The organism is Helicobacter sp. 12S02634-8 (assembly GCF_002272865.1).
In the GTDB taxonomy this organism is placed as follows: Bacteria; Campylobacterota; Campylobacteria; order Campylobacterales; family Helicobacteraceae; genus Helicobacter_J.
In genome coordinates, this window is record NZ_MLAP01000009.1 from 38767 (window position 1) to 51344 (window position 12578).

The 12578-nt window shown below is 42.0% G+C and carries 13 protein-coding genes; 11 read left to right on the top strand and 2 right to left on the bottom strand.

Annotation, left to right across the window (positions count from 1 at the left end):
- The first annotated feature begins 5 nt into the window (after positions 1 to 5).
- Genes BKH46_RS06695 through BKH46_RS06735 form a run of 9 tightly spaced genes read left to right on the top strand, consistent with a single transcriptional unit; the run spans position 6 to position 6741 of the window.
- Entirely contained in the window at positions 6 to 1247 is a 1242-nt protein-coding gene (locus tag BKH46_RS06695) for an EAL domain-containing protein (RefSeq protein WP_095226066.1), read from the top strand.
- Between the two features lie 36 nt (positions 1248 to 1283).
- A complete protein-coding gene (gene panD / locus BKH46_RS06700; protein WP_095226067.1) occupies positions 1284 to 1640 on the top strand; it encodes an aspartate 1-decarboxylase in 357 nt (118 codons plus the stop codon).
- 8 nt (positions 1641 to 1648) lie between these two features.
- Positions 1649 to 1954 (top strand): YbaB/EbfC family nucleoid-associated protein, encoded by a 306-nt coding sequence (locus BKH46_RS06705; protein ID WP_095226068.1) that lies wholly within the window; start codon positions 1649 to 1651, stop codon positions 1952 to 1954.
- Positions 1951 to 3000: a PDZ domain-containing protein gene (locus BKH46_RS06710; RefSeq protein ID WP_095226069.1), complete on the top strand. Its 1050-nt coding sequence runs from the start codon at positions 1951 to 1953 to the stop codon at positions 2998 to 3000. Before BKH46_RS06705 ends, BKH46_RS06710 begins: the two co-directional genes overlap by 4 nt.
- Positions 3001 to 3007: 7 nt before the next feature.
- On the top strand, positions 3008 to 3871 hold the full coding sequence (locus BKH46_RS06715; RefSeq protein ID WP_095226070.1) for a polyprenyl synthetase family protein: 864 nt from the start codon (positions 3008 to 3010) through the stop codon (positions 3869 to 3871).
- Positions 3868 to 4659: a 5'/3'-nucleotidase SurE gene (gene surE, locus BKH46_RS06720; protein ID WP_095226071.1), complete on the top strand. Its 792-nt coding sequence runs from the start codon at positions 3868 to 3870 to the stop codon at positions 4657 to 4659. Before BKH46_RS06715 ends, surE begins: the two co-directional genes overlap by 4 nt.
- Positions 4660 to 4706: 47 nt before the next feature.
- Entirely contained in the window at positions 4707 to 5357 is a 651-nt protein-coding gene (locus BKH46_RS06725; protein WP_095226072.1) for a hypothetical protein, read from the top strand.
- Between the two features lie 11 nt (positions 5358 to 5368).
- Positions 5369 to 5986 carry a 6-pyruvoyl tetrahydropterin synthase family protein gene (locus BKH46_RS06730; RefSeq protein ID WP_095226073.1) on the top strand — a complete coding sequence of 206 codons (618 nt, stop codon included), beginning with the start codon at positions 5369 to 5371 and terminating at the stop codon, positions 5984 to 5986.
- Entirely contained in the window at positions 5986 to 6741 is a 756-nt protein-coding gene (locus BKH46_RS06735; protein ID WP_172402588.1) for a 7-carboxy-7-deazaguanine synthase QueE, read from the top strand. The genes BKH46_RS06730 and BKH46_RS06735 overlap by 1 nt, the downstream gene beginning before the upstream one ends.
- 86 nt (positions 6742 to 6827) lie before the next feature.
- Here BKH46_RS06735 and gpmI read toward each other — a convergent pair whose 3' ends face one another.
- Both gpmI and BKH46_RS06745 read right to left on the bottom strand, forming a co-directional pair.
- Complete coding sequence (gpmI, locus tag BKH46_RS06740) at positions 6828 to 8306, bottom strand: 2,3-bisphosphoglycerate-independent phosphoglycerate mutase (protein ID WP_095226075.1); 1479 nt, start codon at positions 8304 to 8306, stop codon at positions 6828 to 6830.
- Between the two features lie 70 nt (positions 8307 to 8376).
- A complete protein-coding gene (locus BKH46_RS06745; protein WP_253248321.1) occupies positions 8377 to 9069 on the bottom strand; it encodes a hypothetical protein in 693 nt (230 codons plus the stop codon).
- A 178-nt stretch (positions 9070 to 9247) separates the two neighbouring features.
- On the opposite strand from BKH46_RS06745, the gene glyS reads away from it, so the two are divergent.
- The gene (gene glyS / locus BKH46_RS06750; RefSeq protein ID WP_095226077.1) at positions 9248 to 11299 is read left to right on the top strand and encodes a glycine--tRNA ligase subunit beta; all 2052 of its coding nucleotides are present in this window, start codon (positions 9248 to 9250) and stop codon (positions 11297 to 11299) included.
- Positions 11300 to 11317: 18 nt separating this feature from the next.
- On the top strand, positions 11318 to 12568 hold the full coding sequence (locus tag BKH46_RS06755; protein ID WP_095226078.1) for an Opr family porin: 1251 nt from the start codon (positions 11318 to 11320) through the stop codon (positions 12566 to 12568).
- Positions 12569 to 12578 lie beyond the last annotated feature (10 nt).

Below are 12578 nucleotides of genomic sequence, written 5' to 3' on the forward strand. Positions count from 1 at the left end.
TAAGAGTGAAGACTGATGTTATCGATACCTATTTTAGAGAAGAATACTTGATAGGAGATGGAATATTTGGGGCTTTTATCCATAAAGCCTGCCAGCAGCCCATCTATCATTTTAGCTTGATACAAATTGAGGGTTTTGATGAAATCACTATCGCCCATGGCACAGAGATTGCTGCTGATATACACAAACAATTCTGCCAAACAATAGCTAAATTTTTTTCTGATATGTATGCACTCGATGTTTTGGGCTTTGGGCTGTTTGGCTTGCGTGCTTTGAGTGCGGTGGCTTTAGATGAGTTTGTGCGTCTTCTTGATGAGTTTTACACAGCTTTTATCTCTGCTAAACTCTCGCCCACACAAACAATCAGTATTTTTCCTTCTTTGCGTATGGGCGTGGCTTCTTATCATCAGTCTTTAGCGGCAGAAAATGATTGGCTCAAAGAGGCTTTTTGCGCACTGCTAGAGGCTCAAAATACGCACAAACATCTTTGTGTCTTTGATTCTTCTCAAAAAATTCTGCAAAACACCCAAGAAAAAGCCAGAATAAAAAAACTGCTTTATGAGTCTTTGATTGATGGGGCTTTGTTGCCCTATTTTCAGCCAATTGTCGATATGCAAACAGGGGAAATCTCCCGATATGAAGCCCTAGCTAGAATCAAAAATGGCAACCAAACCATCTACCCCAAAGAGTTTTTTAAAATCTTAAAAAATACCTTGGTGTATGTGCACACGATCAAGCTTTTGATCCAGAAGTCCTTTGATGTATTGACACACCAGCATATCGCCCTTTCTATCAATCTCAACGCTTCAGATATCGAAAACGATGATATATCCCAATGGCTTCTTCAAGAGATCACATCACGCAATTTAGGGGCTGATTTGATTATTGAAATCACAGAGCACGAAAAGATTAAAGATTATAAAAAATTTTTGCGATTTATCCAAGCTATCAAAGCACTTGGCGTGGGGGTTGCTATCGATGATTTTGGCTGCGGGTATTCTAATGTGGATATTTTAATGCATATCCCTGTGGATTTTATCAAAATTGATGGGAGTTTTATCACAGATATCCATCAAAATCCCCAAAAACTCAAGATTGTCATCGCACTCATTGCCTTTGCAAAATCCTTGCATATAGCCACTATAGCCGAGTTTGTCAGCTCTGAAGAAATCTATGCAGTGCTAAAAAGCTTAGGCATTGACTATGCACAGGGTTATTTCATCGGCAAACCGATAAATTTCGGATAAATATGCTAAAATCCTAATAAAAACAAAGGCACTTTGATGAGATTTGAAATGCTCTATAGCAAGATACATCGTGCTCAAGTCACAGATGCGAACCTCAATTATGTTGGCTCTATCACTATTGATAAGACCTTAGCCCAGAGTGCAGGGCTATTAGAGGGAATGAAAGTCGAGATACTCAATGTCAATAATGGCGAACGTTTTAGCACTTATGTGATTTTGGGCGCTCCTGATTCAGGGGAGATTTGTCTAAATGGCGCAGCAGCGAGAAAGGCACAAATAGGCGATATTGTCATTATCGTAGCCTATGCAAGCTATGAGCAGTCTGAATTGCGTGATTATGCCCCTAAGGTCGTGATGGTCGATGCGTGCAATAAAATATTATCAATTAAGTGAGGTATGCGATGTTTGATCCAGAGCAGTTGGGCAGTTTGCTAGGAAATATGAATAAAGAACTCAGTAATTTGGAGCAAAAAGCAAAATCTAGCACGATCACAGCCAAAAGCGGGGGTGGGCTAGTGAGTGTGAGTATCAATGGTGCAGGTGAGCTTGTGGATATCGATATTGATGATAGTTTGCTTGAAGATAAAGAATCATTGCAGATTTTACTGATGAGTGCGATCAATGATGCTTATAAAAGTGTTGAAGAAAATAAAAAATCGATGGCACTCCAAATGCTAGGCGGGCTCAACCCATTTGGGGCGCAATGATGGCAGGGGCTTTGTGCCTGAGGGTGCTGTTTGTTGCTTTAGTGATTTCTTCTAGCTTTGGTTATGATTTTTCTTATTGCGCTCAGTATTATCAAAAAGCTAGCACCCCTCTTGCAGGGGGGTATCGCACTGTGAGTATTGCTAGTGGTGGGGCTGTGGTATCAGTGCTTTTTGCGCCTCTCCCTCCACAAGGGCTCAAGATACTCAAAGCCGATCCTTTTATCGGGCTATATCTAGTCCAAACCCCACTGACTCCGTATGCTTACCATCTTTTGCCTATTGATGGGCGTATCAAAGGTAGAGAGCTCTCTGCCCTCACGCCCACGACCTATGCACAAGGCAAGATTTTAAATGCCCAAAAAGGCTTCACGCATTATGCGAAGTTTTCTGCTCCTATTGCTAGAAATGGTGTTGTGGGCAATATTTGCTATCAGATTTATGGCATTGGTGTGGGTGGAGAATATTTTATTGATAAGCCATATTTGGAGAGATTTTTACATCAAAAAACGCCCTACTATGGGGATATTGGTATCCGAGTGGTGCCAAGAGAAGGGCAGCTTGTTGTCTATCAAATCGACCCTTTTTTCAAGCAAAATCCCTTTTTGCCAGGAGATATTCTTACTAGTATCAATGACAAAAAACTCCGATCTTATCAAGAGTTTGAGTGGATCAGTAGTAATTTAGCTTATGGCAAGCCTGCTAGTATTGAGATAATCAGAAATGGCAAGCCCATCAAAGTCCAAGTTCTTACAGATAGGCGTTATGGGGGATTCTTGCTTCCAGATACATTTTTGGAGCGCTTTGGTGTGCGTTTGGATAAAGAGCTTGTAGTCACGCACATAGACACATCTATGCCTAATGCTAAGATTTTCAAACCCCAAGATCGGCTTGTATGGATCAACAAAAAGCCCATTTTGCAAGCAGATGATGATACCAAGAGCAAGGCAGAGGAGGCATTGCGAGAAGCGCTCTCTCAAGCAGGGGTGGAGAAAAATATAGAAATCCTTATCATGCGAGATGGTTTGGAATTTTATCTGAAGCTGTGAGGGAAAAATGGATTTAAATTTTTATCAAAAAACTTGTGTTGCTTTTGAAGAATTTTTACTCGCTTCTAAGCCCAAAATAGATGGTTTCCACCCATATTTTGAACAGAGTTTTTGGGAGATGATGGAAAATGGGGGCAAGCGATTTCGCCCTAAGCTCTTGTTGGCTGTAGTTTGTGCGCACAACCCTGCTTTGGTTCAAAATGCCTTTTTGCCTGCTTTAGCCCTTGAGTGTCTGCATACTTATTCATTGATCCACGATGATTTGCCTGCGATGGACGGAGCGTCTTTGCGTCGGGGACACCCCACATTGCATAAAAGCTATGATGAAGCCACAGCGATATTAGTCGGTGATGCACTCAATACCTATGCATTTTATCTGCTCTCTCAAGCCCGCCTTGATCCAAATGTCAAGATCGCACTGATTGCAGCGCTAGCGCATAGAGGGGGGATTGGAGGTATGGTGATTGGGCAGGCGATGGATTGCTATTTTGAAAACCAAGCTTTAGGGCTTGCTAAACTCGAAGAAATCCATAGTAACAAGACAGCCAAAATCATTGCTCTAAGCCTTAAGATGGGTGCGATGATTGCTAATGCCCCAAAAGAGCTGCTAGAGCGTTTGGATACTTTTGGGCTTAGGTTGGGATTGTATTTTCAGATACGCGATGATATTATTGATGTGACAGAGTCTGAAGCCCAAGCAGGCAAGACGACCCATCACGACCAAGGCAAAAACAGCTATGTCAATCTCTTAGGGCTCAATGGCGCTAGAGAAAAGCTCCAAGAGCTGCGAAATTGGATTTTGAAGGAATTGCATGGCTTTGATGGGGCGATGAGTGGCAATCTGAATATGTTGTTGGAGGATTATTTATGAGGGCAAAAAAGATACTTTTAACCAATGATGATGGCTATGATTCTTTGGGCTTAAGGGCTTTAAAAGAAGCATTGAGTGCCTTTGGCGAAGTGCTGATTGTTGCCCCATCGAGTGAAAAATCTGCCTGTGGGCACGGACTTTCTCTCACAAGGCCTTTGCGATTTATTAGAGTTGATGATGATTTTTATAAACTCGATGATGGCACGCCTGCTGATTGTGTGTATCTAGCGCTCAATACAATCTATGCAGAGGGACATCGCCCTGATTTGGTGGTTTCAGGGATCAATCTGGGCTCAAATATGGGCGAAGATATCACTTATTCTGGCACGGCTGCAGGAGCGATGGAGGGGGCGATACAAGGGATTCCATCTGTGGCAATCTCACAAGTGATGAAAGATAAAAATTTAGGCGATATTTTTGATTTTGCTCTTGCAAAAGAAGTGATCACCACCATCGCACAAAAGATTTTTTCTGGGCATTTTCCTTTGGGCGATAGGAAGTTTTTAAACATCAATGTCCCCCACATAGCCCCTTGTGATTTCAAGGGATATCAAATCACGCAAGAGGGCTATCGACTCTATGGCAATGCTGCCCATCGCAATTGCAATCCCAGAGGGCAGGAATATTATTGGCTGGGCTTACACCCTCTAGCGTGGCAAAAACGCAAGGGAGCAAGGGAGATTTCAGATTTTGATGCGATCGCACAAGGCTATGCTTCTATCACCCCTATCACCTTGGATATGACAAGTTATGAAGATATAGAATCTTTGAAATTATGGCTGCAATGATTATTTTTGCCGATATGCTTTTATAGATTATGTTTTGGAGAGCCCTGATGAAAACAAATATTTTTAATATTTCTATCTTTTTTTTACTTTTGGGAGTGTTTTTGGGTTGTGCCAACAAGCTAGATATGGGGTATTACTCAGCGATCGAAAAAAACTATATTTTCAATCCCAATGCCCCTATTGTAGTCATCTCTGATCCTAATGATTTATTATCGACATATTATATTGATTGGGTGGTTTATGAGCTCCAAAGACAGGGGTTTGTGAGTGTATATAAACAGCAAGATTTGCCTATCAAGCGCGCAAAAAATGCTATTTTTGTAAGGATTTTTCGCAGTCTTCAGCCCTATCCGAGTGTCAATTTCAACTACACAGCCGTTGATAGTGGTGTGAGTCAGCTTTGTTATTGGTATGGCGATCAGTTTTATTGCGGGAGTAAGGCAAATAAGGAATTCTTTTTGAGTGGGTATTCAGAGAGCTTGAATTATTTTTCAAGTTATCATTTTGTCTTGGATTGGTATGATTTGCATATGCAAAAACGCGTGATGTATATTGATGGGAGTGTCAATGGCCGCACTTGTGGCTATAGCCTTTTGTTTAGAGATTTGATCAGCCATACCATTGCTAGGATTGATTTGAGTCGTCCAGAAAATTATCGTTATTATTCTGATATTCCTTATTATTGGCCTTGTCGTTAGAGGAGTTGTGTATGGTGATCCGTCGTTCTTTTGGTTTTTGCGCTTCTCATATCGTGCGTAATTGCACTTCTCAAAGGTGCGCAAATAGTATCCACGGGCATAATTATAAAGTTGAAATTTTTATCACTGCGAGCTCTCTTGATAGTGCGGGTATGGTGCTTGATTTTGGGCTTTTTAAAACTCAGATTGCTGATTTTATTGATGGCTTTGACCACGCCCATCATTTTTGGGATAAAGAGTCTTTGGAATTTAGGGACTTTATTGATAAGTATTCTGCTCGCTATGTTGAACTCTCTGTCAATCCGAGTGCTGAAAACTATGCTTTGGTGCTGTTGTTTTATATCGATAAATTTTTAGAAGCAAGTGCATTTGCTAACTCTGAGGGTGCGCTGCAAGTAGCGAGCGTGCGTGTTCATGAAACAGACCACGGGTATGCTGAAGCTTTCAGGGCTGATTTGGAAAATCCTGCTTTGATGGGGCATATCCATTGGGATACACTGAAGTTTTCTGAAGCGATATGTCTTGAGTGGAAAGACCCCCAAATGCTCCATAAACTCAAGACCTACCATCAAAACCCCCATACACAAGAAAAGCCCTTCAAAAACTCCACACCCCCCCATCAAGTATAGTGATGTTGGCTGTTTCTGAGATATTTTATAGCTTGCAAGGTGAGGGTGAGTTTATCGGCACTCCGAGTGTGTTTGTCCGATTGGGCGGGTGTAATTTGCGTTGTGAGGGCTTTGGAGTGAGGGGATCTTTGGGGTCAAGGGAGTTTATAGGCTGTGATAGTATCTATGCAGCCCATTATGCCTTTGCCAAAGAGTGGCGCTCTTTTGAAACCTCTGCTTTATTGATTAAAGAGATCAAGTCTTTAGGCAAGCATTTATTTGATATCATCATCACAGGTGGAGAGCCGAGCTTGCATTTTAGCAATCCCATCTTGCTCCAGACTATGGAGTATTTTTTGCAAAAGGGACATCGCATTTGTGTTGAGAGCAATGGCAGTGTGCCTTTTGTATTTGATAGTATTTTAAAGCAGCTATATTTTACCTTGAGCGTGAAGCTAAGCAATTCCGGTGAGCCCATCAGCAAACGTCTTAAAATCCCAGTGATCCAATCGATCATTGATAATGCTAAAAATGTCGTATTCAAGTTTGTCTTAAACGCGACAATGTGCCAAGAAGCAAAAGCCCTCCAAGAGATCAAAGCCTTGCTTGCAAGCTTGCGCCTTAAGGGCAATCAAATATTTTTAATGCCCCAAGGGACAACACCTCATGAGCTTGATACAAATATCCAAGCCATCTATCCACTTTGTCTGCAAGAGGGCTTTTGCCTTTCTGATAGGCTGCATATACGCATATGGGGGGATAAAAGAGGCTTTTAATCTCTGGATAGATAAGGGGATAGAGCTAGGCGTATGACTCAAGAAAATCAAAGAAAATTAAAGAGAGCCAAAACGCAAGCTAGAGATTAAAATAAAGGTGCATCCATTTCTTGGGGCTTTGGCAGGTCTAAGAGCTTTAAGATTGTAGGAGCGATATGATTCAAGCCCCCATCACAGATATGTTCTACCCCTTTTGCCATCAAGAAACAATACACATCGCCGATTGTATGATTGGTGAGTGTGTTGCCAGCATCATCTTTCATCTCCTCGCAGTTCCCGTGATCGCTTGTAATCAGCACAGCATAATCAAGCTTTTGTGCAGCTTGGAGAATCTTGCCTAGTTCTGTATCGAGCGCTTCTATGGCCTTGATCGCTGCTTGCATATTGCCTGTATGCCCGACCATATCGCCATTAGCAAAATTTACCACGATAAAGTCTGTCCCCATTTGCATGAACTCTATGACCACCTTGCCTACTTCTTGCGCGCTCATTTGTGGGCAAAGATCATAGGTCTTGACTTTAGGGCTTGGGATCAGCACGCGGCTTTCATTGATAAAAGGCTCTTCTATGCCACCATTGAAGAAAAATGTCACATGCGCGTATTTTTCTGTTTCGGCTGTATGGGCTTGTGTGAGGTTTGCTTGGGCGATGACTTCAGCGAGCGTGTTTTGGACTTTTTCTTTAGGGAAAAGCACAGGAAGTGGGAATGTATGGTCATAGCAAGTCATTGTAACGATTTGTAGTTTGCAATATTTAGTGCGTTTAAACCCCTCAAAATCAGGCTTAAAAAGGGCTTCAATGATTTCTCTGACGCGATCGCTCCTAAAATTCGTGCATAAAAATCCATCGCCATCTTCTGCGCCTTTATAACCATTAAAACTAGCTGGCAAGATAAATTCATCGGTGATATTTTGTGCATACATCGATTCGATATAAGCTCCCACTTCTAGCTCGCTAGGGTTTGCCCCTCTTAGCATACTTTCATAAGCTAGCGCAATCCTCTCCCAGCGCTTATCTCTATCCATTGTATAAAATCGCCCAGCAATCGTAGCGATTTGGATATTTTCACAACAGATAGCAAGGACTTGCTCTAAATATTTGAGTGCGCTTTTAGGGAGGACATCTCGCCCATCAGTGATGAGATGGAGCCAGACCTTTTTGCCTTTAGAAGAAGCAAGTTTGGCAAGAGAGAGGAGATGGTCTAAATGCGAATGCACCCCTCCATCGCTTGCAAGCCCGCATAAATGGATTGTATCAGAGCTTGTAAAGAGTTGTTGGAGTGCGGGATTGTTTTGGATTGTGTTGTCTTGGATCGATAGAGAGATTTTTACAAGGTCTTGATAGAGGATTCTGCCTGCTCCCATACACATATGTCCCACTTCAGAATTACCCATCTGCCCCTCAGGCAGCCCCACGCTCATGCCATAGGTTTTAATGAGAGAGTGGGGGAGGTGGGCAAACATCCAATCATAAGTGGGCTTTTTGGCGTGATAAAAGGCATTGTATTGGGTTTTGGGGCTATGACCCACCCCATCAGTGATGATCAAAACTGATTTTTGTGCCATTGTCTTTCCTTTGTTGCCTTGTTTGTTGGCATTGCTCACTTTTTGTGTCGTTATTGTAACTCAAAATTTTTTAAGGTTCGGGCATAATGAATATTTTTTCTTGTTTGCGTGGTGGTTGTGCGGGCGTGATTTTAGTGTTTTGGAGTTCTTTGATGGTCTTTTTGATTGTTTTATTTTTGTCTTCAAGCTCGATTTTTGTCGTGTTGTTATGGATTTTGGTATATTTGGGGATAAAACTGCGGAGCTTGAGGACATTGAGCTTGATGTCTTCATAATAGCTTTCAGCTAGTTTGTTGTTGTGCTTGTTTTTTTCCCAGCTAAAGCCTTTGTTATAGGATTTGATCATATTTTTGTAGTTGCCATTGCGCGTTTTTTGCCAAAAGAGCAGATTGTCTAAAGCGACCTTAGAGGCAAATTCATTATCCCGCATTAAAAGCTCGCCCACGAGGTTGCGATTGAAACTAGTGTCTTTGTATTTGCTGTATTTTTTGATGACCCCAGGGATATGGGCGTGGTAGATTCCAGCGCTTGGATCAGAGAAATTGACCATATACTCCCCCGCGCACGATTCCTTCCAAGCAATCGCTGCCATCGTATAGCCTAACCCCTTGGGTGCGCCATATTTATAAGCATATAAAATGACCTTTTTTTGTTTATCGCTGAAATTTTTGGGATCGACACATTTGCCTGTGATCTGATGGAGAGGGAGCTCTGCATATATTGGAACCAAAAACATCAAGATAATCAGGAATATTTTTAGCAATCAACCCCTTTTTGGTATATGCATGACCTTGTCAATGGGATAAAACCTTTTTAAGTTCAAGGGGTATATAATACAAAAAGATAATGAATAAACCTAATGTCCCAAAAATGGAGCTATCCAGACTGATAATAGAGGGATAAATGATAAAAATCCAGACAGATATGCCAAAGGAGTGTGTTTGAATACAGAAAAATTATTGATAGAAATCCTTGTTGAAGAACTCCCTGCAAAGCCCTTTCTCAAGGAGTTTGGCAATATAGCAGACAAGTGGCGCGCAGCGCTTAGGCCATATAATTTATCCAGCGAGCCTGAGATATTTTTTACCCCCAGACGCATTGTGGTATTTGACCGAGCATTTCCACTCACCACTGCAGCGCATGAAGAAGAGTTGTTTGGCCCACCTGTGAGTATCGCTTATGTGGGTGGCGATCCTAAAAATCCTTTGAGTAAGGCAGGGGAGAGCTTTTGCAAAAAATGTGGCATAGAGGCTAGAGAGCTAGCACACACAACAAAAGAGGGCAAAGAAGTGCTGTATTTTTCTAAACATATCGCAGGGGTGCATACAGATACATTTTTGCCCTCTGTAGTGATGGGATTTTTAGAAAGTCTGCATTTTGGCAAGTCGATGCGATGGGGGAGTGTCAAAGAGAGCTTTATCCGTCCTATCAGAAATATCTGTATTCTCTTTGGCAAGCAAGATATTCTTATGCAAGCTTATGGCTTCCAAGCACAAAGAGCGACAAAAATCCACCCAGACAAGAGCTTTGAGTGGCAGAAAGTCGCTAGCGTGTCTGAGTATTTTGATACCTTAAAACAAGGCTGTGTGATCCTCTCTCAAGAAGAGCGCAGAGCAATGATTCTTTCACAAATCCAAGCTATCGAGCAAAATAAAGGTATTTGTGTGGAGATTGATTCAGGGCTTTTAGAAGAAATCATCGCTATCACAGAATACCCCCGAGCCTTGTATGGTGAGTTTGATGCAGAGTTTTTGGCACTCCCTGAAGAAGTCATCATCACTTCCATGCGAGAAAATCAACGTTATTTTGCACTCAAAAAAGGCAACGCCCTCCATAATGGCTTTGTTGTTGTGAGTAATTCGACTGCCCTTGATACGCAAAAGATTGTCTTAGGGAATCAAAAAGTTCTCAAAGCGCGTTTGGCCGATGCGATGTTTTTCTATCGTAATGACCTAAAAAGCCCACTGAATTCAGATAGATTGTGCGAGGTGCGCTTTGTGGAGGGGTTGGGAAGCTTGGCTGATAAGGTCATGCGCGAGAAAAAGATTGCTCTATTTTTGCTAGAAAAATATAAAAATATCTTGCCTATACCCCTCTCAAAAGTGCAAGATATGATGGTGCATACTTTAGATATTGCTAAGGCCGATTTACTCAGTGAGATGGTGTATGAATTCCCCGAACTGCAGGGCTTGATGGGGTATTATTATGCCAAAGCACAAGGTGAAGCCCCTAGCATTGCTTTAGCGCTCAAAGAGCAATACCTCCCTACAGGCGAGGACTCTCCCTTGCCCTCTGAGCTATTTGGGGGCATTGTAGCCCTTGTTGGCAAGCTTGATAGTATTTTTGCACTCTTTAGCATAGGCAAATCCCCCACAGGCTCTAAAGACCCCTTTGGTCTTCGGCGCGCTGCAGCAGGCGTGCTGAAGATTATTTTGCACTATCAGCTCCCTTTGCGTTTGGATACAGATCTCAAAAGCGTTTTTGAATCTGTGGGCTATGCGTCATTTGATCTTGGTTTGTTGGAAGAATTTTTTCTTGAGCGCCTTTTGGGGATCGTGGGCTTGAATCCTTCGTTGTATCGGAGTGTTTTGGGAGCAGGAGAGCGAGATGTGTGCCAGATTGTATGCAAGTCTTTTGCTCTCAATCAATTTTTTGAAAACTCCAACAAAGAAGCATTTATCAGCACTTTTAAACGTTTGGCTAATATCACTAAAGATATCCAAACACTCCAGCCCATCTCTCCTAGCCTATTCAAGCAGCCCGAAGAAATCCAACTTTATGAAGCTTATAGCGCTATCAAACAAAGAGAATTTGCTAGTATCGATACACAGATCCAGACATTATTTGCCCTCAAAGATCCTTTGGATATATTTTTCCAAAATGTGCTTGTCAATGACGCAGATACGGCCATCAGAGAGAATCGCAAAAATCTGATTTTTGGTATTTATCAGGAATTTTTGCAAATAGGGGACATCAAAGAGATTGCATTTTAGGGACAATGGATAGCAAAAATGGCTTTTAAATTTGGCTTTTTTGCCCTTTTGGTGCTTTGTTTGGGGTGTTTGCAAGCAGAAAATGGGACAAAAGACTTCCAAGCACAAGCGGGATTTTTTAGCTCTTGGGGCTTGGGGCGTTATGGCACAGACCCACTCAAAGGCGGATATAGCAATGTTTTTGGGACATTTTCTTGGCAGAGTCGGAGTTTTGGGGGTTTTGACTTTGGGGTGGGCGTGAGTGCATCGGGGCTTTTGTATCGGGTCAAAAGTCAAGATATCTATGCAGATATACGCACAAATCCCATTGGCATTGGCTTTCGTATCAATAACGATGAGGCCAAAGACTTTCGATATACAAGCACGGGGTTTTTGCTCCATACGCTTTTTGCGCGGTATCAAAATCAATGGGGGAGCTTGCAAATGGGGCGATTCCCCCTTGAGCTTGCTTGGGTGGGTGATTATATCGAAGGTATCAAGGTCAGCATTGATAAATTTGAAGATTGGCATATCCAAGCAGGGTGGTTTGACAAGCAAGCTTATAGCGATGCTGAAGAAAATGTCAATTTTGGCTATATCAAGCATTGGTATGAAGATTATGAGGGTTATGCGATCAAAAATAACTATTTTTTAGATATTGCATACAACCATAGATGGTTGGATTTGAATTTGTATTATAATTATTTTGATACTTTGCTGGGGGTGCTGGGTATCAAGACAGATTGGTATTTTGCTTATCATCGCTTGCAGTTTGTGACGCATATGCATTATGCGTGGGTGGGGGCGAGTGCTCAAAGGAGTGATTTGTGTGCGTATTCTGATGCGCTCCAAGCAGGGCTTGCTTGCTATGTGCCTGATAGTATGGGGCGTGTGATGGGGTATTTATGGCAACTCCAGCAGACTCTTAGCTATGAGGGATTTGAATTTGCTATCGGTTATTTGCAAAATGACAAGAAAAATGCGACAAATAATTTGCCCATTTATGCTGATGATAACCCCTTAGAATACAATACCGTTGTCTATGGCGAGGGCGCAGCAACGATGTATGCTATCTTGAAGTTCCAATACGCTAGCAAGTATTTTGCAGCCCTCAAATATGGCTTGAGCGATTATGGCTATGATGGTGAGAGAAGTTCTCAATCCCAATTCAACGCCATTACAGGTATCGATTATAGGCGAGTGAAATTTTCTTTGGGCTATATCAATATCGATGACAAAAATGGCTATCGCAACAATATCACGAAGTTTTGGATAGGTTTTAAATTTTGACAATAGATTG